General features: G+C 54.1%; 23 protein-coding genes. 16 read left to right on the forward strand and 7 right to left on the reverse strand.

The window, feature by feature from the left end:
* Positions 1 to 2 precede the first annotated feature (2 nt).
* Together ABDW36_RS21750 and ABDW36_RS21755 are read left to right on the forward strand one after the other, a co-directional pair.
* Positions 3 to 1,052, forward strand: a complete 1,050-nt coding sequence (locus ABDW36_RS21750; RefSeq protein ID WP_343704034.1) for a phytase — start codon at positions 3 to 5, stop codon at positions 1,050 to 1,052.
* A 128-nt stretch (positions 1,053 to 1,180) separates the two neighbouring features.
* Positions 1,181 to 1,984, forward strand: a complete 804-nt coding sequence (locus tag ABDW36_RS21755) for a hypothetical protein (protein WP_343704035.1) — start codon at positions 1,181 to 1,183, stop codon at positions 1,982 to 1,984.
* 305 nt (positions 1,985 to 2,289) lie between these two features.
* On the opposite strand, the gene ABDW36_RS21760 is transcribed toward ABDW36_RS21755, so the two are convergent.
* Genes ABDW36_RS21760 through ABDW36_RS21770 form a run of 3 tightly spaced genes read right to left on the reverse strand, consistent with a single transcriptional unit; the run spans position 2,290 to position 2,859 of the window.
* A complete protein-coding gene (locus ABDW36_RS21760; RefSeq protein ID WP_343704036.1) occupies positions 2,290 to 2,496 on the reverse strand; it encodes a helix-turn-helix transcriptional regulator in 207 nt (68 codons plus the stop codon).
* A complete protein-coding gene (locus ABDW36_RS21765) occupies positions 2,493 to 2,714 on the reverse strand; it encodes a hypothetical protein (RefSeq protein ID WP_343704037.1) in 222 nt (73 codons plus the stop codon). Before ABDW36_RS21765 ends, ABDW36_RS21760 begins: the two co-directional genes overlap by 4 nt.
* Before the next feature lies 1 nt (position 2,715).
* Entirely contained in the window at positions 2,716 to 2,859 is a 144-nt protein-coding gene (locus tag ABDW36_RS21770) for a hypothetical protein (protein WP_343704038.1), read from the reverse strand.
* Positions 2,860 to 3,021: 162 nt separating this feature from the next.
* On the opposite strand from ABDW36_RS21770, the gene ABDW36_RS21775 reads away from it, so the two are divergent.
* From ABDW36_RS21775 to ABDW36_RS21785, 3 genes are all read left to right on the forward strand, one after another.
* The gene (locus tag ABDW36_RS21775; RefSeq protein WP_343704039.1) at positions 3,022 to 4,974 is read left to right on the forward strand and encodes a sensor histidine kinase; all 1,953 of its coding nucleotides are present in this window, start codon (positions 3,022 to 3,024) and stop codon (positions 4,972 to 4,974) included.
* On the forward strand, positions 4,967 to 5,602 hold the full coding sequence (locus tag ABDW36_RS21780) for a response regulator transcription factor (protein ID WP_343704040.1): 636 nt from the start codon (positions 4,967 to 4,969) through the stop codon (positions 5,600 to 5,602). Before ABDW36_RS21775 ends, ABDW36_RS21780 begins: the two co-directional genes overlap by 8 nt.
* A gap of 106 nt (positions 5,603 to 5,708) precedes the next feature.
* The gene (locus ABDW36_RS21785; RefSeq protein WP_343704041.1) at positions 5,709 to 6,197 is read left to right on the forward strand and encodes a hypothetical protein; all 489 of its coding nucleotides are present in this window, start codon (positions 5,709 to 5,711) and stop codon (positions 6,195 to 6,197) included.
* A gap of 59 nt (positions 6,198 to 6,256) precedes the next feature.
* Here ABDW36_RS21785 and ABDW36_RS21790 read toward each other — a convergent pair whose 3' ends face one another.
* Positions 6,257 to 6,805 (reverse strand): hypothetical protein, encoded by a 549-nt coding sequence (locus ABDW36_RS21790; protein ID WP_343704042.1) that lies wholly within the window; start codon positions 6,803 to 6,805, stop codon positions 6,257 to 6,259.
* Between the two features lie 451 nt (positions 6,806 to 7,256).
* On the opposite strand from ABDW36_RS21790, the gene ABDW36_RS21795 reads away from it, so the two are divergent.
* Positions 7,257 to 7,682 carry a hypothetical protein gene (locus ABDW36_RS21795; protein WP_343704043.1) on the forward strand — a complete coding sequence of 142 codons (426 nt, stop codon included), beginning with the start codon at positions 7,257 to 7,259 and terminating at the stop codon, positions 7,680 to 7,682.
* A 61-nt stretch (positions 7,683 to 7,743) separates the two neighbouring features.
* On the opposite strand, the gene ABDW36_RS21800 is transcribed toward ABDW36_RS21795, so the two are convergent.
* A complete protein-coding gene (locus tag ABDW36_RS21800) occupies positions 7,744 to 9,096 on the reverse strand; it encodes a nucleotide disphospho-sugar-binding domain-containing protein (RefSeq protein ID WP_343704044.1) in 1,353 nt (450 codons plus the stop codon).
* Between the two features lie 81 nt (positions 9,097 to 9,177).
* Here ABDW36_RS21800 and ABDW36_RS21805 point away from each other — a divergent pair, with 81 nt between their 5' ends.
* Positions 9,178 to 10,185: an AraC family transcriptional regulator ligand-binding domain-containing protein gene (locus ABDW36_RS21805; protein WP_343704045.1), complete on the forward strand. Its 1,008-nt coding sequence runs from the start codon at positions 9,178 to 9,180 to the stop codon at positions 10,183 to 10,185.
* A gap of 9 nt (positions 10,186 to 10,194) precedes the next feature.
* Here the strand turns inward: ABDW36_RS21805 and ABDW36_RS21810 are convergent, their stop codons facing one another.
* Both ABDW36_RS21810 and ABDW36_RS21815 read right to left on the reverse strand, forming a co-directional pair.
* A complete protein-coding gene (locus ABDW36_RS21810; RefSeq protein ID WP_343704046.1) occupies positions 10,195 to 11,265 on the reverse strand; it encodes a hypothetical protein in 1,071 nt (356 codons plus the stop codon).
* 40 nt (positions 11,266 to 11,305) lie between these two features.
* Positions 11,306 to 12,376, reverse strand: coding sequence for a helix-turn-helix transcriptional regulator (locus ABDW36_RS21815; protein ID WP_343704047.1), 1,071 nt, complete (start codon positions 12,374 to 12,376; stop codon positions 11,306 to 11,308).
* A gap of 169 nt (positions 12,377 to 12,545) precedes the next feature.
* On the opposite strand from ABDW36_RS21815, the gene ABDW36_RS21820 reads away from it, so the two are divergent.
* From ABDW36_RS21820 to ABDW36_RS21860, 9 genes are all read left to right on the forward strand, one after another.
* A complete protein-coding gene (locus ABDW36_RS21820) occupies positions 12,546 to 14,972 on the forward strand; it encodes a TlpA disulfide reductase family protein (protein ID WP_343704048.1) in 2,427 nt (808 codons plus the stop codon).
* A gap of 106 nt (positions 14,973 to 15,078) precedes the next feature.
* Positions 15,079 to 16,581, forward strand: a complete 1,503-nt coding sequence (locus tag ABDW36_RS21825) for a TlpA disulfide reductase family protein (protein WP_343704049.1) — start codon at positions 15,079 to 15,081, stop codon at positions 16,579 to 16,581.
* 54 nt (positions 16,582 to 16,635) lie between these two features.
* Positions 16,636 to 17,103, forward strand: coding sequence for a hypothetical protein (locus ABDW36_RS21830; protein WP_343704050.1), 468 nt, complete (start codon positions 16,636 to 16,638; stop codon positions 17,101 to 17,103).
* A 112-nt stretch (positions 17,104 to 17,215) separates the two neighbouring features.
* Positions 17,216 to 17,758: a sigma-70 family RNA polymerase sigma factor gene (locus ABDW36_RS21835; protein ID WP_343704051.1), complete on the forward strand. Its 543-nt coding sequence runs from the start codon at positions 17,216 to 17,218 to the stop codon at positions 17,756 to 17,758.
* Between the two features lie 77 nt (positions 17,759 to 17,835).
* The gene (locus ABDW36_RS21840) at positions 17,836 to 18,948 is read left to right on the forward strand and encodes a FecR domain-containing protein (RefSeq protein WP_343704052.1); all 1,113 of its coding nucleotides are present in this window, start codon (positions 17,836 to 17,838) and stop codon (positions 18,946 to 18,948) included.
* Between the two features lie 91 nt (positions 18,949 to 19,039).
* Complete coding sequence (locus tag ABDW36_RS21845) at positions 19,040 to 22,450, forward strand: SusC/RagA family TonB-linked outer membrane protein (RefSeq protein WP_343704053.1); 3,411 nt, start codon at positions 19,040 to 19,042, stop codon at positions 22,448 to 22,450.
* Between the two features lies 1 nt (position 22,451).
* Positions 22,452 to 23,936: a RagB/SusD family nutrient uptake outer membrane protein gene (locus ABDW36_RS21850; RefSeq protein ID WP_343704054.1), complete on the forward strand. Its 1,485-nt coding sequence runs from the start codon at positions 22,452 to 22,454 to the stop codon at positions 23,934 to 23,936.
* A gap of 15 nt (positions 23,937 to 23,951) precedes the next feature.
* Entirely contained in the window at positions 23,952 to 24,665 is a 714-nt protein-coding gene (locus ABDW36_RS21855) for a DUF4843 domain-containing protein (RefSeq protein ID WP_343704055.1), read from the forward strand.
* An 18-nt stretch (positions 24,666 to 24,683) separates the two neighbouring features.
* A complete protein-coding gene (locus ABDW36_RS21860) occupies positions 24,684 to 26,183 on the forward strand; it encodes a PKD-like family lipoprotein (RefSeq protein WP_343704056.1) in 1,500 nt (499 codons plus the stop codon).
* The last annotated feature ends 7 nt before the right edge of the window (positions 26,184 to 26,190 follow it).

Below are 26,190 nucleotides of genomic sequence, written 5' to 3' on the forward strand. Positions count from 1 at the left end.
CCATGACCAGGAAATATATAATATGGCTGGCCGGCGCAGCGCTTTGCAGCGCCTGCCAGACGCAACCCAAGGCCCCCGGCGCCCTGCAGCCCGTAGTGATCACAGAACAGGTAGTGCACGATACCGATGACCCTGCCATCTGGATCAACCCGGCAGACACGCTGCAGAGCCTCATCATCGGCACAGATAAAGACAGTGACGGCGCGCTCTATGCCTTTGACCTCAACGGTAAAATAGTGCGCAAAACCGCACGGCTGCAACGCCCCAATAATGTAGACATTGCTTACGGCCTGCTGCTGGGCGGCCAGCGGGTAGACGTGGCTGTGGTCACAGAAAGGGAAACCAACAAGCTCCGCGTGTTCAGGCTGCCCGGCCTGGAAGCCATAGACAACGGCGGCATACCCGTGTTTGAAGGCGAGGCGGAGCGCGCGCCCATGGGCGTGGCCTTGTACACCCGCCCTGCAGATACCGCCATATTTGCCATTGTAGGCCGTAAAAGCGGCCCCGTGAACAATTACCTCTGGCAATACCGCCTGCAGGATGACGGGCAGGGCCATGTAACCGGCGCGCTGGTGCGCAAATTCGGCCAATACAGCGGCAAGAAGGAAATTGAGGCCATAGCGGTAGATAATGCGCTGGGCTACGTATACTGTTCAGATGAAACCGTGGGTATCCGGAAATATAACGCCAACCCTGATGACACCGCTGCTGCCGGGCTGGCCCTTTTCGGTACCACCGGTTTTGCATCTGACCATGAAGGCATTTCCATTTATCCCCTTACCGACAGCACAGGGTACATCCTGGTGTCTAACCAGCAGGCCAACACGTTTATGGTGTTCCCGCGGGAGGGGGCGGCCGGCAACCCCCACCAGCATACCCTTCTGGCCGAAGTACCCGTGTCTACCGTAGAAAGCGACGGGTCTGAGGTAACCCCCGTGGCGCTGGGCCCCAGGTTCCCGAAAGGCATGCTGGTGGCCATGAGCAACGGGAAGGTGTTTCATTATTACTCATGGAGTGATATGGAGGCGAAGATCAGGCAGCAATTGCCCTGATTTACCTGATGCTGTATGCACTATTGTAACAACCGGGCCTGCCTAAATGCAGGCCCGGCTTCATTATTGCTGCTGTTAACAACTGCGGTTACCCGTTTTCCGTAACTTCAGTTAAAAACGATTCACTTATGGGCAAGCAAACAGGGCTATTGAAATTCACCGGCCGGGTAGGAGACCTGATAGGCTACCGCGTAGGGAAGCAGTACTACGTGCGCTCCATGCCTGCTGAGGTGCGGCAAAGCCCCCGCACCAAAATCAGCAGCCGGTACTTCGGTAAAGCCAGCACCTTGGGCGCCGCCATGCGGCATGCCATGGACCCGCTGCTGGACATCCGTTATGAACACGCCATGGGCAACCGCCTCAACAAGGCTTTGCTGAACGTGTTGCGGGAAGATGACCTGCACCGGCAGAAACGCTTTATTCCCCGGCACTTCCGCGGGCTGGAGGGGTTTTCCCTGAACCAGCATGCCAACCTTTCCCATGTGCTGACGGTAACGCCGTCCGTTTCCCGTAATTATGACGGCAGCATTGAAGTACACCTGCCTGCCATGGAGGCGTACACGGCCAACCCGCTGGCCACCCACCTGTGCATCAAGGCAGTGGCCATCTGCGTACAGCCCGGCTTTACAAACGCCGCCGCCGTGGCTTCCGCACCGGTGCTGGTAGACGTGAGCCGGCCGTCTGAGGCGCTTACGCTGGTGATGCCGGCGGAAAAGGGCGCATTGTATTGCGTGGTGCTGGAGGTGATGAGCTGTGTAGCGCAGGGCGGCAAGATGCATATGTTGTACAACCGCAAATTCTCCGCGGCAGACGTGATAGCGGTACTGCCGGGTAAAGAGGAGCGGGCGCCGCGGCCGTACACGGCGGTAGCGGAAGATGCGGCCATCCCTTTTGTACCGGGGCTGGTGGTTAACTTCAATCAACGGGAATAGGAATGATGTTTTTTTATACGCCGCGTATTTTTTTTAGTGTCACTTTACCTGCAATCTTCCGGGTTGATGGAAACTCATGCCTTCTTGCCTGATTTTTGTGTTTGTTACGCCTTTCTTCCGTTTCTTTTTTCCTGTTTTTATGCTTTTTCCGCTCAAAATGTATGGAGTAATACCCTTTTACGGCATGTGAACACGTTGTGCGGGGCAATTCCGTAGCAAGTCCACCTGCGGTACTGTTCTCCTATAGTGTTCATAGTGTTTTCCTGCATGGTTACGGCAGGGTTGGGCCGTGTTGCAGCCGCAACTTACAGCCAGTCGTCCTCTTCCAGCTCAAAGAGCTCGTCAGGTTTGCAGCCTAATACCCCGGCAATTTTAAAAGCCAGTATGGTAGAAGGAACAAATTTGCCTGCTTCAATGGCTATAATGGTCTGCCGCGCTACTTTTACTTTCTCCGCCAGCTCCGCCTGTGTTAAATTTTTCCTTGCCCGTTCCACTTTTATGAGATTCTTCATTCCCGTTCATTTGATGTTATCTGGTGTTTCAGGTAGTAAAAATAACCTGTTGCCATCATGAGCGTTAACGCCAGGAACTGGTAGGCGGAGATGGACAGGATGATGTCTTTCCCCCGCTCCAGGCGCCAGTTCAGAAAAATGTAATTGTAAAGGTGGGTGATGGAGAACGCAACAATGACGGCTACCGCCAGCGCTTTGAATTTCAGGCTCCGGACCATTTCATCGTCTGTTCTCTTTTGAAAAGAAGATAAAAACAAAGCCCCAGCTCAGGCCTGCCGCCAGGTCATTGAAATCATACACCCCTTTTTTATGATGCTGGAAGAAAAAGCTGGCAATACCGGCCAGCACTATCAGTGCCCCCAATATTTTGGCCCAGTAGGCATACGGGAAAGGATTTTAGCGCATAAAATGTAATTTTTACATTACTAAATGTAATGTATAGTTTACATTTTGCCAAATAAATGTGCCGCTTTTGCTTTTTCCCCTGTTCTGGTTGATTGCTGTATATTTACCGCGCCTGACTATATGAAACATTTATTTTCAATACCCTTCATCCTGTTGGCAGCCCTCACTATTGCAAAGGCCCAGCCCCTGGTGGATGAAAAAAAGTACGTAGACAGTCTTGTTCAGCTGGAACAGTACGGGCTTACGGACAGCCTGCGGGCGCGCGCCAGTTACCTGTTGTCTGACTTCTGGTCTTATTCCGATACCGCCAAAGCGCTGCACTACCTGCAGGCAGGAAAAAAATACGGCGGAGAAAACGGCTACCTTCAGGCCGTACACCGCTTCTATGAAGCCGGTTATTTTTTTGATACGGACGTAGACAAGGCGCTGCAGCTCTACGCCAAAGCCGCCGGGATGTTCAGCAGGTTCCGCACAAAGGAAAGCTACGTGTTCCAGGCAAGGGCCTGGCGCAATTCCGGGGCGCTGTACCAGCGGAAGAACGATTTAACGGAAATGGTCAACCTGATCCTCACCAAAGCCATTCCCATGGCGGAAAAAGCCGGGGAAAACATGCTGATTGGCGGATATTATGCGGATGTAGGCATGGTATTCATGAACCTGCGCGTACATGCAAAAGCGGCCGGATATTTCGATAAAAGCCTGGCGTACTACAAAAGTGCCCGCCCGCCTTTACACACCGAAGTTACCACGCTGCTTTTTGCCACGGACAACTACGTGTATATGGACAGCCTGGCCAGGGCAAAACCCCTGCTGGACCAGGCCGGTGAGCTGCTGCAACCTTTTCCGGAATCGGAATATAACCTGGACTATTGCAATTCCGCCGCCATGTATTACCGGACCGCCGGTAACCCTCGCCAATCCCTGGCCCATCTGCAACGCGGCATTGCCCTGGCGGAAAAGCTCAACAAACAATATAAGCTGAACGAGCTGCGGTTCCATCTCTACAAATTATACTTTGTCCAGGGGCAGTATGAGGCCGCCCGGAAAACGTTGCAGCTGGCCATTGATGAAACGCCCGTGAACCTGGATGGTAACAGGATGATCTATTTTATGAACATGTCTGATACCTATGAGAAAATGGGCAACCTTCCCAAAGCTTACGAGTGGCTGAAGAAATTCAACAGTGTAAGAGACAGCGTATACCCTGAAAAGCTGAAAAGCGAACTGGCCACCATTGAAAGCAAATACAACGTAGCGGAAAAAGAAAAGCAGATCATCCGGTTGCAGGCGGAAAAGCAGCAGGTACAGATGAAAGAAAAGAACCAGCGGCTGACCAACTGGCTGCTGGGCAGCGCGGGGCTGTTGCTGCTGGCCATTTCGCTATTGCTGGTGATCTTTTACAGGAGCAGCCGCAAACGGGCCCGGCAAAAGCTCATTGAGATAGAGCAGCAGCAGGAGCTGAAGCTGGCTAATGCCATGCTGGAAGGAGAGGAGCAGGAGCGGCAGCGCGTGGCGAGAGACCTGCACGATGGCCTTGGCGGGGCGCTCTCCGGTATCATGATAAAATTGTCTGACCAGCAGCGGAAACAACCCGTTCCGTATCTCGATGAGGCCATCGGGCAGCTGGAAGATTCCATTGGTGACTTGCGCCGCATTGCCCGTAACATGATGCCGGACAGCCTGCTGAAATCCGGCCTGGAGACAGCGCTGCGCGACCTGTGCGCTTCCCTGCGCACGGATGATACCCATATCGAGTTCCAGGCAAACGGTATAGCGCAAGGCATGCCCCTTGCCGCGCAGGCCAACATCTACCGCATTGTGCAGGAGCTGCTCACTAACGCCATCCGGCATGCCCATGCCCGCAAGATCATCCTGCAGTGCATACAAAACGGCCACGTATTCCTTATTACAGCGGAAGATGACGGCCGCGGCTTCGATGCGGGCATCCTCGCCACCTCAAACGGAATAGGGCTGAGCAATATCCGCAACCGCGTGAACTACATGAAAGGCCGGCTGGATATTGAATCCACCCCGGCTGAAGGCACCACCATAAACATTGAGCTGTATGTCTGATCACAAAAAAATACTGGCTGTAGTAGATGATCATCCCATCGTTATCGAAGGCATGAAACACCTCCTGGAAGCCGATCCCCGGTATGCAGCCGTATTGAGCTTTACGGATGCAGGCAGCTTCCGGTCTTACCTGGAGAGCAACAGCGTGGATATAGTGCTGCTGGATATCATGCTCCCGGATGGCAACGGCATAGACCTGTGCAGGGAGATCAAGGCACAATTACCAGGCGCCTGCATATTGGGAATGAGCAACCTGGCAGAGCGCAGTACCGTTTTGGAGCTGTTGCAGCACGGCGCATCAGGGTATATCCTGAAAAGCTCCCCCGCAGCGGAGATACTGAACAGCATAGAACTGGCCCAGCGCGGAGAGGTAGTGCTCAGTGCAGCGTTGAAGGGACTGATTGTTGATGCCTTCGTAAAGAACGCCAAACCCCTTCCGTCACTTACAAAGAGAGAAAAACAATTGCTGCAATTGCTCTCTGAAGGCAAAACAACCGCGGTGATAGCCGCTGAGCTGTATTTAAGCCGTTATACGGTAGATACCTATCGTAAGAACCTGCTGCAAAAGTTCGGGGCAAAAAACACGGCGGAGCTGTTGATGCTGATGGTGCAGGAGAAGCTGCTGTAAGCCACCCTCCTGTAATTAGGAGGGTAAAAAGCCCTATTCCCCGGTATTGTTGGCATTTTGAGGCAGGTTTACCTTTGGGCCATTAATTACATTTAACCCAAAGGAAATGGAAACTACAAGAGTAAAACGTATTATTTTCAGTTTGTGCCTGATGGCTATTGCAGGTTTAATATTCACGGGATGCAGCAAAGACGACCCCAAACCGGCTGCCAGGAAAATATCCATGAAAGTTACTATTACCGTAACCGGTCTTGCCGAGGGTGACCAGGTTGATTTCGGGATAGGGGCGGGAAACCATGACGCCAGCCAATACGGCGCTCCTGTCTGGAAAATAAACGGCGTAACCCAGGGTAATGAAGACCATATCTTGCTGGGTGTGCAGGAATTCAGAGCTAACCAAACATATGTGCTCGAAACGGTGAAGCCCTTTGACTTCGGCAGCCTGAACGCAAGCTGCATCAATGGTTTGGAGGCTAATACGATCACGATGAGCTATAAGGTGGAAGTAGATGGTAAAGCGGAAACGAATGTTGAAAACCTGGTTATTGCCGGCGGGCAATCTCATAACAAGAATTATAGTTACCAGGCGAAATAGTACTGATTGTTGGAAGATTGATGGAGCATCAACCAGTTTTTGGGGGTGCTCCATTTTTTTTATTCGCGGTCATATGGTTCACGCTGATCGATGTATTCAAGCCTGTTCAGGTTATCCCTGGTGCCGGTGAGCACGATCTTCTTTTCTGCTATCCATTGAATTACCTGTGCAATATCTGTCTGCAGTTCCTCAAAGGAGGCAGGCGTGATCTCAAATTCCGCATTTCCGTTTTCCTTATGGATAACAACTGACAAGCCCTGCCCCAGGGCAACTTTTTGCAGGAAATAGTAGCCGTCGCAATACTGGTAGTAGAAAAGCTCCAGCAGTTCCGGCAGGCCGGGAATTAGTGTTTGTGCTTCTTTTAGCCGGGACAGCAGTTTGTGGGTTTCGTATTCTCCCATGTCAATTACTGCTTCCAGTATTTTTATGAGATTGTACCTGCTGTCTGTTTTGAAGCGGAAAGAGATGAGGCTGAGGTAGCGTTCCGGGCCTATGTATCCTTCCAGTTCAGGGTGGGCGTAGAGCCAGGTTTCGAAGTCAGGGGTGGTGATCTTTCCTGCTATTGTGTTGAATATTGTTTGTTGGTATGTGAGTGGGAGGTGGTGCATGGCTTATTGATGCATGCAAAGTAAAGAATCTTACTAGTTTTTCACGGAATCTACAGATTAAAATGCTATAATAACCGATAGTTTTTCAGGTATTAGAAAATGACAAGCGTTGTACATTGGCAGGAATATTATTTTCTGTAGTTTTGAATAACACGTTTAGCATCGAATTTTTTTTACTTGTTCAATCCCGTTTTTCATTTGAAAGGCATTGGTTAAATCCGTGATCCAATTTGCTTAGACAAGAAAATAAAGTACAATACCTCCGATAATTTATGAACTATGAACGCAAAATTAAGACCTCATAATGAGATTGTTTTCTCACCGGGAGCTTTTGTCAGGCTGTACGAGCAGGACAGAGCGTCTGTAGTGTCAGCCAGGTTTATTCCTCCCCGTTTAGGTAGTAATGAAGTTGGCGGGTCCGTTCGGGTGGTGCTCAAACCCGGTTATAAATATGCCTCAAAATTTACCGCAGCGAAACAATCAAACAAATAGCCTAGGCGAACAATCTATAAGGGAATTTCTTGAATTGCAGCGGGAAGAATTAAGGCTGCGTCATCAGGAAAACGAACTTCGTAAAATTGAGCTTCAGCAGAATTATGAACTTTCCAGGGAAGGTCTGAAGCAGCAAGGCGAATTCATAAAAAATGCACCACGTCATGGATTGCATCATAAGATTTTGCTCGCTGTATTTTTTACTATTATTCTCCTGATAGTGTCAGGGGTGCTTCTGTATTGTGTACGTGCAGGCAAAGAAGAAATAGCATTACGGATACTGGAAATAGTGGCTACCGCAATTATTAGCGGGAGCGGAGGGTATGCATGGGGAAGGAGTAAAGCCAGGGCTGAGGAAAACCCTGGCTTGGAAGTGCTTGATTGAATGCGGATCATGCGTGTCAGCTTATCCTATTCATCTGGCAAACCGGAATACAATCCGGTCATCACTTCCCGGCCACCACCGGCAACCCTTCAATATGCTCCGTACAAAGCCGCAACGGATCGTAAGAAGCAAACTCCGCCGCCAGCTTTTCCGTATTCCGTTTGTAGGTACGGTCTGCCAGCACCTGGAGGACGGCCTTCTTAACGCGCCCCGCAGACGGCTTTTCTGTACGCAGGTTGATGCCCAGCCTGAAATACCCGATGCGTGCGCATATTTCATTCTTCCCTTCGTGAATGCCCGCGGCTACAATAGGCAGTTTGTTGCAGACAGACAGCATCACGCCGCCAAACCCGCCGGTAGACACAAACACGTGTGCAAACGGCATGATCCGCTCAAAGGGGATGAAATCTTCGATCACCACATTGTCACTGCTGCCGTACCGCTCGCGCAGGCTGCCGGTATGCCAGCCCGCGGTGGTAACGATCACCAGGTGGTCTGTATCGCGGAAGGCTTCCAGCGTGGGCACAATGAGCTTGTTCACGTCCGGCTCAAAGGTGCCCTGGGTAACCAGTATCACTTTTTTGTACCGTTGCAGCTTGTCCATAAAGGGAATGTGATAGTGGCTGTTGTCCCGGTGGGGGAGCAGGGGGCCTATGAAATGGATGTGGCGGCTCATGGCGGGGCGGGGGTATTCAAAGCCCGGCGAGCCGCTTTGCAGGTAGAGGGTAGACTTTTCTATCTGCGCATCAAAGAGGTTGCTGTCTCCCAGGGTAATGCCGTACCGCCGGTGGCAGGCATGCATTAGCTGATGGGGTTTTTTCAGCAGCACCTTGTTCACCAGCAAACGGAGCGCGGCGTGAAAGGCACGCCCGGCCGGGGTGGTAGCCGGTGTAAGGCCCATGATAGGCGGCGGCAGGTTGGGGGAAGATTCGCTGAGGGGCAGTATGCCAATGGCCACGGTGTGTTTGCGGAGCTTTTCCTTTACAAAGGAGATGCCGGTGAAGGTGTTGTCTGCCACCAGTACGTCAAAGTCATAGCTCTCGTTAATATCCCGGATGTCTTCATAAAACTCCGGCCCTCTTTCAATAAAATAGGTGCAGATGTCGAAGATCACTTTTTTAACATGGTTCCTGATCTGCTGCCGCCGGGGAAAAACGGCGTCTATGTTGTGAACGGTCACTTCCTTTGCCTTGTTGAAGAGGTAGTAGGGAATGCCCAGCTTTTCTATTTTGGGGGCGTAGCTGGGGCCGGTGTACCAGCGTACTTCATGGCCCTGGTCACGAAGGTGAACTGCCAGGGCGGTAAGTGGGTTAAAATGCCCGTCTGCGGGAATGTTGGCAAAGAGGATCTTTTTCCGCCGGCCGTTCAGCAGCGCCGGCATGTTTGGGGGGATGTTGATCTTGGGGGATGTCATACGTGATTTTTTCTGCAAAGAAAGCCCGGTACAACAGGCGGAAAAAGTGTAATTTGTACTTGAAACAGGTCATTTTACGCCATGGGATTACAGGCAACCGTTATACGGGAAATATTGCACACTGCCGCTACCTACGGGGAAGCCTATGATACCCTGCGCGAGCTGGCCGGTTTTACGCAGGAAGAGATCAGTGACTCCGAACAAAAGGTGGAATGGCAAAAGGCCGCCGCCTTGTATGATCTGCTGGCAGACCTGACCGGCAACGAACAGGTAGGCCTGGCCATCGGTTCTGAGATCAGCCTTTCGATGACGGGCATGGTGGGTTTTATGATGCAGGCCAGCCGCAACGTCAGGGAAGCGCTGGAGGTATATTGCCGCTACGGCTGCATGGTGTGCCCCATGATTACGTTCATGTACCGCGAAGAAGGGGATAAAGCCATGGTAGAGCTGCACCAGAACGCCGCCTGGAAAAGCGCCTATCCCCGCAACGCCCGCATTGCCATAGACATGGTGCTGGCCAGTATGCTGTACCATATGCGCTTGCTCACCGGCAGGCACATCTACCCGGCTGCCGCGGAGGTAGAGTTTTCCAAAACCGCCGTTTCTGCTTATACAGACGTGCTGCATTGCCCGGTGCTCTTCAACGCCCCGCTTCACCGGGTGGTTTTCTTCACCAGTGACATGGATACCCCGGTCCTCTCGTCAGATAACTCGCTGTACCAGCTCTTCAACAACATCCTGGGCCAGAAAAAATCCCTCCAGCTGCAGGCAGACTGCCGCGCCAGCCTCAAGCACCTGTTGCTGATGCAGTTCAAAGGCCAGCTGCCCACTATAGAAGACGCCGCGGCGGGTATGAACGTAACCGTCCGTACCCTGCAACGCAAGCTGTCTGAAGAGAACACCAGTTTCAGGGAAGTGGCCGGCGAAGTGAAAAGAGAGCTGGCCCTCCACCTGATGAAAAATCCCGCAATTTCTATTACGGAGGTAGCAGGCATACTGGGTTATAACGATCTGCCCGCTTTCCGCCGCGCATTCAAAACCTGGACGAATGCTACGCCTAAAATGGTGAGGAAAGAGATGTCGGCCTGACACCCCCCCTCACCGCGGCTCCGGCACATACACCAGCCGCATCTGCACGCTATCTCCCGCTAACACTCCCCTGAACTGCAGATTCCTCCCGCTTAGCGGCTGCATTACACCCTCAAACCGGAAATCCGTACTGCGCGGGTATCTCCATTTGGCGCTGATCCGCCGGGAAGCCTCATCATACTGATATGTACCAATGTACCGGTTGTTGTAATGGTTGAATTCGAGCACAATATCATCCTGCAAGTCCATATACATTACCGTGAGCACACTGTCACGGAAGCTATGCGCCCGCTGTGGAGCACCGTTCACATGCAGGTCTTTCACCTTGTACTTGCCGGTGAACTGCGGGTGCCAGTCGGGTTGGGAATAGGTGAGCAGCAGCACCAGCGGTAATGTCAGGATCAGGAGGCCGATCACCCAGGGCGTTTTGCGCAAGGGCAGCAGAGTGGGAGCAACCCTGAAAAAGAACGTGATCAGCCCCGCCCGGTACTGGTACAAAAGATAGGCAACGCCAGACATCAATACCAGCGCATGCACCAGCACCCAGGTATGCAGGTGGTAGAAGGTATCGATCAGAATGATGTTGAGCAGCACCGGCACCAGCATGATCAGCCCCAGCAGGCGGGTGCGTTTGAAAAGCAGCATTGCCGAGCTGGTCATCTGCGCAAGGCCAATGGTGACGGTGAAGGGGTAAGACCTTCTGAAGTACGCCCAGGTAAGCGTTTCCCCGTCAAGATCATTGAACGGCAGGTCTAACATGCCCAGCGGCACCACCATTTGCAGGTGGAATATTTTCTGCCAGCCGAAGGAGTAGAGGTCCCACGCCAGCAGAAATACCAGCAGCATGTTAAACGGCGCCAGCAAATCAGGCGGCGGGGTATCGCTTTTCCGGAAACGGAGGTAACGGATTACGCCGTATACCAGCGCCGCAATCAGCACCAGGAAGGCCAGCCCCCAGATGGCTGCCGGCGGCATCCAGCTCTTGGCGTAGCGGGCGGTTACCCTGTACACAACCAGGCAGGCCATCAATCCCGTCAGTGTGGCGGCCAGCATCAGCGGGCCAAATTTCAATTGCTTCATAGTATTGCTTTTCTTGCAATACTAGCCACTGGCAAGGTTTCTACTGCCCGCCTGCATCCAGGCGCACCACTAAATTCCGGAATTCTGCAGGCGTCATGCCCACTATTTTCCGGAAGGCGCTGTTAAACGCTGTTTTGGAATTGAAGCCTGCTGTAAAACCAACGGCCAGTATGCTCAGGTGCTGGTGGTTGGGCGAGTGCAGCAGCTCTTTCGCTTCTTCTATCCGGAAGTGGTTCACGTATTGATAAAAATTTTTACCGATTTCCTTGTTCAGCAGCCACGATACTTCATGCAAGGAAACGTCCAGCCTGTCTGCCAATCCGGAAAGGGACAGCTCCGGTTCCGTGTATAGTTTTTCTTCCTGCATGAGCGTGGCCAGCCGCTTCTTCAAAACAGCCGCCTCGTCTTCAGGCAGCCGTGGCGCTCCGGCAGACGGCTGCGCCGGGAGGGGGCCTTCTTTTTCCCCGGGCGGAAATACCGGCCCCTGCCGCAATGCATGGTAACAGGAGAGGTAGATGGCTGCCAGGTAAATAATGTAAGAAGTGCCCTCCCAGGTATGCGGCCGCATAAATGGCGAAAGGAGAAAATTGACGATCATGATGCCGGTGAGTATCACCAGGTTTTTCAACCAGCCCAGCGTAGCCCCACTGGTGCTGGAAGCAACGTTTTCCAGCCGCGACCGGTGCTGCCGGAGCAGGCGGTAGCTGAGCACCCAATACACCACCAGCTGCAGCTTGATGCCCATGCCTATCAACATACCTCCACAGGCCGGCAGGTAGCGGCTGCCGCCGAAGAGTATGGGCAGGAAGAGCAGGGCGGGGAGAAAATGCAGCAGGTCAGTGAACCGGAAGCGGTAACGGATGCTGGTATAATGCTTCACCGAAAAATAAAGCGCGGGGGCCATGGCAAAGCGGGTGGTTTCCGTAGCCGGTATCAGCCATTGATAGCCGGGGGAGGAGTGCTCCGCAATAGCACCCAGCATGGCAAAGCCGGCAAAGAGGTAGAAAATGCCCATCCATCGGTTGGCGCCCGTGTTGACGCCTTTTACATTGCTCAGCAGCAGAAAGGACAGCAGGAAAATGCTGCCGCAGCTCAGTTGAAAGAATAACAAATGCCAGTGGTTTTCTGGTATAGATGCAGCGGGGCGGATATTCCATAAAGGCGGGGCCACAAAAGCGGCGCTGTGCGCGAAATATTGTGGGTATGAGAAATACTGGCTATATTTAATGTAAATAATCAAACCCTCAATAGCCGCCATTCTTCAAATAATACCAGGTACCATGTACGTAAAATCCCTCTGGCTTTTGCTGCCAGCATTGTTGATAGCCGGCGCCTCACCGGCTCAGCAAACACCTTTTACCCGATATGTAGAAACCCGCTGTGCCAAAGAGCATAAAGGCGCGTACCAGTCGGCTTACGTTTCGCTCTGCGAGCTGCAGCTGCTGGAAAAACAGGCAGACGGCACGCTGCGCATCCGCGCTACCCTGCTCAACTACAAGCCGGGTAAAGGGGCGTTGCCGGAGCGCATGACAGACATGGCGGAGTTCCCGATGAACACTACAGAGCCGTTGCTGTTTGTGCTCTTGCTGCAGGTGCCGGTGGAGATCTTGTACCATCCCGGCGGGCCCGCTCGCCCGCGGCCGGAGCTGGAGCAGCTGGTGGAAGAAAAAGCCCTGCAGGTGGGTATTGACAAAAATCATATTAAACCCCTGGTGGGAAACGTACATAGTTTCCTGGACAGGGAGATCCGTTCCGTTTTTCTCCCGGTGCCGCCCGGTACAGCGCATTGGTTCAACGCAGATTCTACGCTTGCATTTACAGCTGCCCCGCAGGCAGGCGGCGCCCGCACTATTACTGCCGTTCAGCATAAGCCTGAAAATACCCCCGGCCTGAAAAACGAATATAGCCAGGTGTACCAATGGAATGATGCTGCCGGCGGGCTGACGTCCGCCAGGTTGACCACCAGTGTAAACGGCGTGGCAGACGTGAACGGGAAAAAGCATCCCCTCCATTATTATGACACCGTGCTGCTCCGGGTTATAGAGAAGCCAGACATGGCCCGCATCCCGGCCGTTACGCCCGAACTGCGCGAAATGCTCATTCAAGGTTCCAGCTGGAGCGCGGCCCTGAAAGACAGCAAAGGCGTGGAGTACGATTCCGCCAGGGTGATGGCGTTCATCCATAAAATGGACCCGTTGTTCGGCACCAGCAAAAATTATGTGAACACCAAGCTCGGCCTCATCCAGAGAATGAATATAGAGAGCAGTTATGAGATATACAGAAGGGAACTGAAGACCGTGCCTGATTACATGCTGGAGGGCAACTCCATTCACCTCCACAACAAGCTGCAGAACGTTTGGGCAAAAGATGCAGACAGCGCCATACAGCTCATCCACTACCTGGGCGCGGCGCGGCGGCAATCTCTGGAGGATTGGCTGCAACACAGCTTTGCGCAAAGTGTATTTGAGACTTTCAACCCCGCTGATATGGAAAGGGCTAAAAGCCATTGGCGTAAAAACGGCCTGAGCGAAGAAAGAATAGCTGAGCTGGAAGCAGACTATCACAACAGCCGGCGCAACGCGGCGGGCCTCCTGCAAAGGCTGGCGCAAGACAAGGATACCGTTATTCGCCAGGCGGCCTATCCCATGCTGCTAGGCATGCAGGCCACCCGCACCACTAATCGGGATTCTCTCCGCCTGCTGGCAAAAGCGTTCGGTAAATTGCGCACCGGAGAACGGAAATACGGCAACGGCAGCCGCTACCAGCTCATGCTGTACAAACAGATGCAGGCAAATGGCATGCAGGAAGAAGCAGCCGCCACCCTGAAGGCCGTAACCGCCATACTGGAAAAAGGCACAGCAGACAGCCTGAGCAGCACCCGCTATACAGATCAAAACATGCTGGCTTACGCTTATTTTCTGCGGTATGAAGCCCTCAAAGATAAAGACGCCGCACAGGCCCTGAACTATTATGCCCGCGCCGCCGCCGTTTCTCCCCGCAGCAAGGCAGAACGGGCGCACAGCAGCTTTTATGACCGCGTAATGCTGAAGTCTGAAGAAACATACCGCCCCGGCTTCGCCAATGCGCTCTTCAAACAGGGAGATAGCCGGGAGGCCATGAAGGTAATGGCCCAGCAGGTGAATGCAGACCCCTCCATACTGCCGGATGTGCAAAAGGCCTTTGCACAACATATGCCCAACCGTGATTTTAAGGACTTTGTGCACAACACGCTGGTGCGTACCTGGAAAACCGCGCCGGACTTTGAGCTAACCAGTCCTGACGGCAAAAAGTACAAACTTTCGGACTACCGCGGCAAATGGCTGCTGGTAGATTTCTGGGGCACCTGGTGCCAGCCCTGCAGAAAGGAGCTGCCGGAAGTAGAAAAGGTATCCCAAAGCCTTCGCAACAGTACGGAATCTGCCTTTCTCTCCATTGCCTGTCATGACACACCGGAGAAAGTGACCCAGTTCATGGAGGGCGAAAAGTATACCTTCCCCGTGGCCATGAGTGATGGTAACGTGGAGAGGAGCTACAAGGTAAGCGGTTATCCCTGCAAGATCATGATCTCGCCAGACGGGCGCATGCTGGAAGTAGCCTTCAACCTCGACTGGAAAGGCGCTTTCCAGGCATTCAGCCAGCTGCAGCCTCCAAAAACGGATGGGAAACAACAAACGGTGCAACTGGAAAAGAAGGGGGAGATACAATAGCCCCACATCCCCGCACGGGGTATTCATGGCATGATCATCCCGGTTGGTCACATTCAGCCGGTTACCACCAGCCAGTTGACTATTCTTGCGGGGAAAATTATCTGCTATGCAAAAGAAATTGTTGCTGGCGCTGCTCCTGTGCTGCGCGCAAGCCGGCATGTCTCAAACTTTACTGACCGGCAAGATCAGCGGCCCAACACCTGCAGCGGTAGAGCTGAACATATCCCGCGATGTATGGTATCAGCCTCAAAATTCCATGTATGCAAAAGTTACTGCTGACGGTACCTTCACTTTCTCCCTGCCGGAGAATGGCCCTGTGCTGGTCACGCTGCTCTATAACGAAAAAAGACAGCCGCTGCTACTCAGTGCCGGCAGGCCCCTGCATGTTACCTTTGATGCAGCAGACCTGCCCGGCACCATCCGCTACAGCGGCAAAGGCGCTGCGGAGAATAGGATGGTGCATGCCTTTTTCCCGCCCCGGCCTTCCTTTTCAAAAGAGTTTTCCGCCAAAAACGAATATGGCAAATGGCCGGGGGATTCCCTGGTCAACATCCTGCTGCCGGCTGTTTTAAAGGAAGCAGACAGCCTCCGGCAATCCGTCTCTAAAGCCTCGTTGTCGGATAATATTAAGAAGTCTCTAAAAACGCATGTTAAATATTATTACGCTTTGAACCTGGAGGAGTTCTCCATGGTGCTGGAAAGCTACAACAGGAACCCTGCCGGGGAAGCGTGGCGGGATACGGTGATGAATATGACCGGTATTCCGTCTGTACAGGAATTGAACAGCAGCCCTTACGCCGGCTACTTCCTGCAGGCCACCGTCAAACATAATACAAGGAAGATAGGCCGGTTGTACAAGCAAAACAAAGAGCAAGGCCGCAAAATGCTGGAAGAAGCCACCGGTCTTTCTTTTGATTCCCTCATGCATTTGGCCAACACGTATAACGATGAGGTTGTTGACCTGCTGCTGGCAGCCGGCAGCCTGCCCGCCCCGCAGTATGAACACCTGCTGGCCAACCGGTTGGTGTATTACAGTAATGCAAAGGAACTGGGAATGGCCCGCATGATACAGGGCGAGCTGGAGAAACGTTTTGCCGCAGGCACAGCCGCCGCGGACGGCCGCAAAAGGATTGCGGGGCTGGAAGCGCTGTTGGATAAAGGAAAGCAGAACAGCCACATCGTTTTCAGGGAAGATTACCGGCAGGTATCTTCTGTTGAGGAGTTGCTGGCGCCCTACCGGGGGAAGGTAGTGTACCTGGATATCTGGGGCACCTGGTGCGGCTGGTGCAAGGTGGAAATGGGCCATGTGCCGGCCCTGAAGGCCAGCATGGCGGGAAAAGACGTGGTATTCCTCTACCTTAGCTACGATAAGGATGATGCGGATATGCAATGGCGGGAGTATGTGCAGCTGCATCACATCACCGGGCAGCATGTAAGAATGCCGCAGGAGCGGATCTCGAAAATATGGGAGGAACTGCTGCCGGGTGAAAAGGAGCAGCGTTATCCCACGTATTTTATTTTCGGGCGGGATGGGAAGGTAGCGGTGAAGAAAGCAAAGCGGCCCAGTGACGGGGAGGCGTTGTATACGCAGCTGGCGGAGCAGCTGTAGGGCTGACGTATTGTGAAAAAACGTATTATCTTTGGGGGACAAACTCCTGTATCTATGAACGAGCAAGTCTCCTACCTGGACTCCGAATTTGATGAGCCAATTAATACAAGGGCCAAGCTGCTGCCCAAATGGATGAAAGTATTCTCCTGGTTGTTTATTTTGTCCGCTATTATTGCAATTGTATGCCTGGTGCTGGGCTTATTGGGAAAACTAGTCAACCTGGCGTTGTACGGGTTACAGACAACCGATGCATTATCTGGCGCAGGACTGCTGATTATTGGTATTTACCTCTACAAAGGAGTGGTGGCCATCGGTTTGCTTGGAGAACAGGACTGGGCGGTAGATGCAGGTTTGATAGATGCTGTCATCGGCATTGTTCTCTGTATATATTTTACTATTGAGCCCTTTATTACGGGAGGCACGAACTTTTCAATCAGGCTGGAGCTGGTCTTGCTGGGGCTATTTTTCTGGAAATTGATAAAGATGCGTGACGGTTGGAAGAAGGCGGTGAAAAAGGGATGATGAGAGGGGCGGCTATTTAGACCAAAAAACACAACAAAATCCCCGAATAGTTGTATTTTGTGCAACGGATCAACCATTTGTATAGAATCAATCAACCATTTTGGTGCTTGCTTTGGAGGATATTGAATTAATAAAAAGGATCGGGGAGGACGACCACCAGGCTTTTACAGAACTTTATGACCGTTACTGGGACCGGCTGTACGCCTCCGCCTACTTTCACCTGAAAGACACGGCCGCCGCTGAAGAGCTGGTGCAGGACGTTTTTGTGGCCATCTGGCAGAAACGCCGGGAGCTGGCCATTGAGTCGCTGCAGCCCTACCTGGCAGCCATGCTCCGGTATGCCATTTACCGCCACCTTCACCGCAACCGCCGCCGCCGGGAGCATCTCCGCCAGGTGGCCAATGCCGCTCCGCTCATGCAAGCCCCCGAAGATATTGATGAAAAGCTCCTGCTGGAAATGGTCAGCAAGCTCAGTGACCACCTGCCGGAGAAGTGCAGCATCGTGTTCCGCGCCAGCAAGCTGCAAGACCGTGCGCTGGATGACATAGCGCGCGATATGGGCATCTCCCTCAAAACCGCCGAAGCGCATCTTACCAAAGCCCTCAAATCCATACGCATCAGCCTGGGAAGGGCGCTGCACCTGTTTTTATGGTAAGCTCCGGCGGCCTCAAAAAAAAATTTCTTCTCCACTAAGGGTAACTCGTTACGAGATGTCTCTATAATCATAAGCAGATGGACCATCAACGCATAGAAGAGCTGGCCGGCAAGTTACTGGCAGGCACCGCCACAGAAGCGGAGCAGCAGGAGCTGCATGCCTGGTATGACGGCATGGACACCTCCGGGGAAATACCCGCCGGCAGGGAAGCCCTGCGCAGCCGCATGCTGGCGCAGGTACAACGCCGTACCCGCCCGGCCCGCCACATCTGGCGTATGGCTGCCGCTGCCGCCGTGTTTGCGGCAATAGGTGCATCAGGGTGGTTCCTGCTGAGGCAGCCCCGTGCAGACAGCACCCCTGCCATCACTTCCGTATATGGGGCAGACGCGCTGCCGGGTGGTGACAAGGCCACCCTTACGCTGGCGGATGGTACCGTTATTGAGCTGGATACGGCGCAGAACGGTGCGCTGGCGGCACAGGGCGGCGCGCAGGTAGCCAAGTCTGCCGGCATGCAGCTGGTATATGTAGATGCCGCTGCACCGGAAGGCCCGCCGGTATTCAATACCATTGCCACGCCAAAGGGCGGCCAGTACCAGGTGCAATTGCCTGACGGCAGCCGCGTATGGCTCAATGCGGCCTCTTCACTGCGCTTCCCCGCTTCCTTCCAGGGGGCAGACCGCCGCGTGGAGCTGCGTGGCGAAGCATATTTTGACGTAAAGGCCGATGCGGCGCACCCCTTTGTGGTAGCCATGAAAGATATGGAAGTAACCGTGCTGGGCACGCAGTTTAACGCCTCCGCCTATGACCGCGAAGAGCAGAAAACCGTGCTGCTCAAAGGCGCGGTAAGAGTGGAAGTACCGCAGGGCGCCGCCGTGCTGCGGCCGGGCCAGTCTGCGCAATGGCAGGAGGGAAGCCGCCTGCAGGTGCAGGAAGATCCGTATGCGGAAGATGCGGCGGCCTGGAAAGACGGGATGTTCATCTTTACGAACGAGCCCCTGGCCAACATCATGACGCAGTTAAGCAGATGGTATAATATTGAAGCGGAATACGAACACGCATCACTCAAAGGGAAAATATTTACGGGACAGATCTCCCGGGGAGAAAAATTATCAGAAGTGCTAAAAATGCTGGAAATGACGGGTACCATTCATTTCCGTATCGAGAACAGGACCGTAACGGCTATACCGTAAGCGGAGCCTGCATACACCAAAATCGGGACGCTGTTCCTTCGCTATGCATGCGCAGTTGCTATTTGTAATGTTTTAAACGTACTGTACCAGTATGAGACGTAGCTATTATCGTAATTCGCCCCCAGGGGCGGGCAGGCGGCGCTTTGTCCGCGCTGCACTGTTCATCCTGCTGTTGGCATTCGCCGCCGTGCCGGCGGGAGCCCAGCAGGTGACCCTTACCGTGAAAGACATGCCGTTGCCCGGTTTTTTCCGGGAACTGCGCAAGCAGACAGGCTATTCATTCCTCTACAACAACGCCACCCTGGCGGGTACGCGCCCCGTTACCCTCCGGGTGAATGACGTCAGCCTTTCCGAAGTGCTGGACGCCGCGCTCAAAGACCAACCATTAACGTATTCCATCAGCAACAAAACGGTGATACTGAAAGCGGCGCCGGTACGCACCACCGCTGCTCCGCAGCAGCAAGACCCGGTAGAGGTAAAAGGCCGGCTGACAGACGACAAAACAAAGGAGCCCGTAGTAGGCGCCACCATTGTAGTGCGCGGTACCAGCACCGGCGCCATCTCCGGCCTGAAAGGAGAGTTTGCCGTGCGCATCCGCCCCGGAGACCAGCTGCAGATCAGCTACATGGGCTATGAAACAACCGTGGTAACGCCCCGCGCAGGTGAAACGCTGAACATCATCATGCGCGCCTCCCAGCAGTCTATTAAAGACGTGGTGGTAACGGGCATGTTCAGCCGCCCGAAGCAAAACTTCACCGGCGCCGCCTCTTCCTTCACCCGTGAAGACCTCAACAAGGTGACCAACAGCAACGTGCTCACCGCGCTCAGCGCGCTGGACCCTTCGTTCCAGATGCCTGACAACCTGAACTTCGGCTCCAATCCCAACATGCTGCCGGAAATAACGCTGCGCGGCGGCAACAGCCTGGTAGACATCGGCAACGGCGGCAGCGGCAACACCTTCAACTACGCCAACGCGCCCAACGTGCCGCTCTTTATACTGGACGGTTTTGAAGTAAACCTGCAGCGCATCAATGATCTTGACCTGAACCGCATAGCCAAGGTAGACATCCTCAAAGATGCCGCCGCTACCTCCATCTACGGCTCCCGCGCGGCCAACGGCGTAATAGTCATTGAGACCATCCGCCCGCAGAGCGGCCAGCTCATGATCACCTATAACGGCAACGTAACCTCAGAGCTGCCTGACCTGCGCGGGTACGATCTGCTCAATGCCCGCGAGAAGCTTGACCTGGAACTGAAAACCGGCGCCTACAACAACACCTGGAACATGAGAGATGAAGAGCTGAAGCTCTACTACCAGCACCGCCTGTCTGAAATAGAGCGCGGCGTGAACACAGACTGGCTCAGCAAACCGCTGCGCGCAGGCTGGGGCCACAAACACAACGTATACGTAGAAGGCGGCGGCAACGATGCGCTCTACGGTGTAAACCTCAGCTACGACCAGCGGGAAGGTGTAATGAAAGGCTCAGACCGCCGCAACATTATGGCGGGCACTTACCTGAGCTACCGCTACAAAAACCTGCAGTTCCGGAACGATCTCAACCTGGGCTTCAACCGGGCCAACAACTCACCCTACGGTCATTTCCGTCAATATACCCAGCTGAACCCGTACTGGACGCCGTACGATGCTGACGGGAACATGAAAATGTTCCTCGAAGAAGTATACGGCCCCAGCGGCAACCGCCTCAGCAACTTTGACCTGTATGATAATCTTGACGGGCAGAAGGCCGGCCGGGCGTTGAACCCGCTGTATAACGCCAACCTCAACGTGATAGACCGGAAGCAGTACACTAACATCACCAATAACTTTGCACTCATCTGGCAGGCCAAACCCTGGCTGCGCGTAAATACGCGCCTGGCATACATGCGCCAGCTGGATGATTATGATGTTTTCGCGCCAGCACAGCATACGTCTTTCGTGAATACGCCCACCTTTGAAAAGGGGAGCTACACCAAATCTACCGGCTCCAGCACTACGGTAGAAGGTTTCCTGGGAGCGGATGTCAATAAGACCTTTGGCCGCCACCTGTTTTTCGGAACGCTGGCCACCAACATTCAGCAGCAGGCCTTCAGCTATGCTACCGTGCGGGCTGTTGGTTTTCCCAACCCGCAGATGGATGAGCTCATCCTGGGCAGCAAATACGCGGAAGGAGACCGGCCCTCCGGCCTGGAAGGCCAGGCCCGCCTGGCGGGTTTTGTGGGCAACGTAAGTTATGCGTATGATAACCGTTATCTGCTGGACTTTTCCTACCGTGTGGATGGTTCCTCCCAGTTCGGCGCTGAGCGGCGGTTTGCGCCCTTCTGGTCTACCGGCGTGGGTTACAACCTGCATAAAGAAAACTTCCTTCGTGACGTTACCTTTATCAACCGCCTGAAGCTTCGTTATTCTTTCGGCTACACCGGCTCACAGAATTTTGACAGCTACCTGGGCGTTACCACCAGCGCGTACCACTCTATGACAGACTACCGCGGCGTGATAGGCACCGGGCTGATGGGCTACGGCAACACCGCCCTGGGCTGGCAGCAAACACGTAAAAGCAACCTGGGGGCAGACATCACCCTGTTCAACAAGCTGGACCTTACGGCCAACTACTTTATAGAACGCACGCAGGGCAGCATTGCCCGTATTTCCACCGCCCCATCTACCGGCTTCCCGTATTACTACGAGAACATGGGAGATGTGCTGAACAAGGGCTGGGAAATAAACGCGCGCCTCAACATCATCAACAGCCAAACCAGCAGAGACAACTGGTCTGTCTTCGTCAATGCCTTCCATGTGAAGAACTCCATTGAGCGCATTTCCAACACCATTGCACAGCTGAACAAACGGGCAGATACCACCAATTCCTCCACGCCGCTGCCGCGCTACGCGGCCGGGCAGTCTACCACCGCCATCTGGGTAGTGCCCAGCCTGGGCATAGACCCTTCTACCGGCCTGGAGATCTTCCGCACCCGCGATGGACGGCTTACTAATGAGTACAGCCCGCTTGACCAGGTGATCATAGGAGACAGCCGGCCTGAAGTGGAAGGCACCTTCGGCACCAACGCTGAAATACGCGGCATAGGCCTGAACATGTTTTTCCGTTTCCGCTTTGGCGGCCAGGCTTACAACCAGACGCTGATAGACCGCGTGGAGAACGTGAACGCCGCGCTCTACAACGTAGACCGCCGCGTGGCCGAAGAGCGCTGGATGAAACCGGGAGACAAGGTATTCTTCAAAGGCGTGACCAACGCCGGAGGGTTCCTGACCGGCCTCACGCGCGCTTCTTCCCGCTTTGTGCAGGATGATAACGAGCTGATCTGCGAAAGCCTTTCCGTGTACTACCGTTTCCCGGAACGCATGCTCAGCAAAGTGCACATGAAGAATACGCGGATCACCTTCTTTACATCAGACCTGTTCCGTTTCTCCAGCGTGAAGCGGGAGAGGGGCCTGGATTATCCTTTCTCAAAATCTTATACGCTGCAAATTCAAACTTCTTTCTAGTATGAAACAATACCGCATATTGATACTGAGCGTGCTGCTGGCAGCCGCCTCCATAGCGGGAGGCTGCTCAAAGTGGCTGGATGTGTCTCCGAAAACGCAGATGAAGGAAGACGAACAGTTCTCTTCCCGCCAGGGTTTCATAGACGCCCTGTTCGGTGTGTACCAGCGCGCCGCGGCAGACTCGCTATATGGCAACAACCTTTCTTTCGGCATGCTGGACGTGCTGGCAGGCCGCTATGAGAACAAGTCCGGCACGGGTAACTGGTACAGCCAGATGGCTATGTACAATTACACTTACAACGCAGGCCTTGGCGTGAACGTAGAGCGTGAGGTAGCAGAAGTATGGAGCACCGCCTATTCCTGCATTGCGCAGGCCAACTATATTCTCCGCAACGTAGATAAAGGAAAGAGCATTCTTGGGGAACAGGCTTACCAGATCATCAAAGGCGAAGCCCTGGCCTTGCGTGCCTTCTTCCACTTTGACCTGCTGCGCCTATACGCGCCCGTGCCCAACGCGGCCAATAATGACAAACCCGCCATTCCCTATATGGATGCGTTCACCATTCAGCCGCAGGCCCGCCAAACCGTTGGCCAGATCATTACCCGCTGCGAGCAGGAGCTGCTGGAGGCGGAGCAGCTCTTGTCTGTTCACACGGAAATAGACCAGATAGCCGGCAACCAGAACTCCACCAACCCTGACCTTTTCCTCATGTACCGCCAGAACCACCTGAACTACTGGGCCGTAAAAGCGCTGCTGGCACGGTTGCACCTGTACAAGGGAGATAAGGTGAACGCGTTGAAATATGCGCAGGAGGTGATCAACAGCGGCAAGTTCCGGTTCATGACCAGCGCAACCCTGACCAGCACTGACCCGCTGACGGAAAACTCAGACCTTACGTTCACGCCGGAGCATATCTTTTCCATCTATGCCTCCCATCTCAAACGCGTAGCGGACGACCTGTTCAAACAAAGCCCGGTTAACAACAATGAAGATAACCGCGATCTGTACACTACCCAAACCAAGGTGAACAACATGTACGAAGCCTCCGTGCCCGGTTACAGTACAGACATCCGCCTGCCCATCCAGGCCAAATCCCTGTGGACGGTGGTGAACACCCTCAATAACCTCTACACCAAGAAGTACCACGCAGACAACCAGCGCAACGTGCGCCAGCGGCTGATACCCGTTATCCGCCTCCCGGAGATGTACTACATAGCGGCGGAAGCAGCGCCCACGCCTGATGAAGGGCTGGTATTCCTCAATGCCGTGCGCTCCGCCCGCAGCCTGCCCGCCCTGGCCACCGCCGCCAACCTGGAAGCGGAGATCATGAAAGAGTACCGCAAGGAGTTTTACGCCGAAGGGCAGCTCTGGTATTACTTCAAACGGAAGAACACGGCCACTATACCAGACGGTGTAGGCAACCCGATGACCGAAGCAAAATACATTTTCCCATTACCGCTGGACGAGATCCAGTTCGGTAAATAATAAACAGACGCAAGCATGAAACGCAGATATATCATTATACTCTCCGCCATCCTGGGCCTTGCAGCCTGCAGCCAGGATGACCGGCTTATGTACGAAGAAGACCCGCGGATCTATTTCTCCAAGTTCGTCACCAATGCAGACAGCATAGACTATTCTTTTGCCGTAAAGGATGCCAGCCTGATGCAGGACACGGTTTGGCTCACCCTGCGCATTATGGGCTCCACCGCGGATAAAGACCGGGAGATCAAACTCAGCGTGTCAGACACCTCCAAAGCCCGCGAAGGGTATCACTTCAGCTTTGGCCCGCTGGTTGTGCCCGCCAACCAGTTTGAAGCCCGCGTGCCCGTGGTGCTCTACCGCAAGCCCGGCCTGAAAGACAGCCTGCTGACCATAGACCTGGCCGTGGAAGAGTCCGCCGACTTCAAGCCCGGCTATAACGACAACCCGGGCACCTCGCGCATAGACCGGCTGCATTACAAGATCAGCGTAACAGACCAGCTGCTGAAGCCCGCCCGCTGGGATGCCAGCCTGGCCGGTAGTTTCGGTGTATATTCACAGGTGAAGTTCCGCTTCATGATACTGGAAACAGGCAAAACGGACTGGAACACCACCATCTATCCGGGAGACCTGCAGTTCCTGATCCAGACCGTGAAATACGCGCTGTACAAATATGAAGAGGCCCATGGCCCCCTGCTGGACGAAAACGGCGCCCGCGTCGTATTCCCCTAACCGCTTAAATGCATTGCAATGAGAATCCAGATACTTTCCCTGCTGGCGGCCGTAGCCCTGGCAGGATGTTATAAAGACAAAGGCAATTACGATTACCGGCCCGTGAACGAGATTGTAGTGGAAGGCGGCAAGGCGCCGGAAGCGCTCTCCGTGCTGTTTAACGACAGCCTTAAAATCACGCCCGCCTTCACCCAGACCATGCCCGGTAATGATACCAGCCTGGCCTTTGAATGGACGGTGTTTGACAACAGTCCGGCCAGCTCTTACACCCTGCCCAGGAGCATTGTGTCTACAGACCGCAGCCTGGCCATCAAGGTAACCAGCCCCATTTTCACGCTGGGGCAAAACTATCGTTTAGGCTACAAGGTGATGGACAAACGCACTGGCCTGGCCGGTTATCATTTCTACAACCTCACCATTACCAACAAATACGCCCGCGGCTGGATGTTCCTGGAAGAAACCGGCGCTACCGGGGATTTTTCCATGATACTGCCAGACGGTACGGTGGAGCATCACATTTATTCCACCATCAACGCCGGCCGCCCTGTCAGCAAGCCCGTAAAGCTGGAGATCACGCCCTTCCAGGTAACGGACGATCTTTCCCCTTCATCCCGGAAGCTCTACATGTTATGGGAAAACGGTGGCATGGAGCTGGACTACCAGACCCTGCAGCATAAGTTTGACTACGGCTATCTCTTTTACCTGGCGCCAGATGTGGTGAAGCCCGCCATACAAACCTGGATGAGCACCAGCACCGGCGCAAATCTCTCCGCCTCCCTGGGCGTAGCTATTAACAACGGCAAGGTGCACGCCAACCTGGTAGGCGGTTTTCCCGGCTCTAAAAAATGGGGCGGCGTGCTGCTCACGCCCGAAGGCACGCCCAATTACAACGTGGCGCCCTTTGTAGCCGGCGGTACCACGTACACCGCGCTGGTACATGACAATACCGGCAAACGTTTTCTCTCCGTTACCACCACCGGCCTGCAACGCCTGCCCACCCAGGCCAGCAGCAACGTGTTTGACATGAACAGCACCGGCATGGAGCTGGTCTACATGGACTCCGCCAACGTACCGCGCTATCATAACGCCGTGATGAAAGACGCCGGCGGCGTGCCCTACCTGCTGCAGTTCAAGGCTATTGTAGCCACCGGGGAATCTCCCGTGCTCACGCTTGCCAAAACACAGATGAACGCCCCCGGCATCCTCCAGATGAGCGCCGCGGCAGGCTCTACCGCCACACCGCATCTCTACTATGCAACAGGCAACAAGGTGAACCGCTATGAAACCACTTCCAACACCACCACAGAGCAACACGCCTTCCCCGCGCAGGAGCAGGTGGTGCGCATGAAGTTCAGGCGCGAGCCCGGCGGCACCTCCCAACTGGCCGTAGCCACCTGGAACGGTACGGAAGGCAAGGTGTATTTCTTCAACGTGTCCAACCTGGGAGACCTTACGCTTACCGCCACGGCATACGGCGGCTTCGGCAAAATTGTAGACATGGGTTATAAAGTACCGTAAATTGTTA

The sequence above is a fragment of the Chitinophaga sp. genome (assembly GCF_039596455.1).
Lineage (GTDB): Bacteria > Bacteroidota > Bacteroidia > Chitinophagales > Chitinophagaceae > Chitinophaga.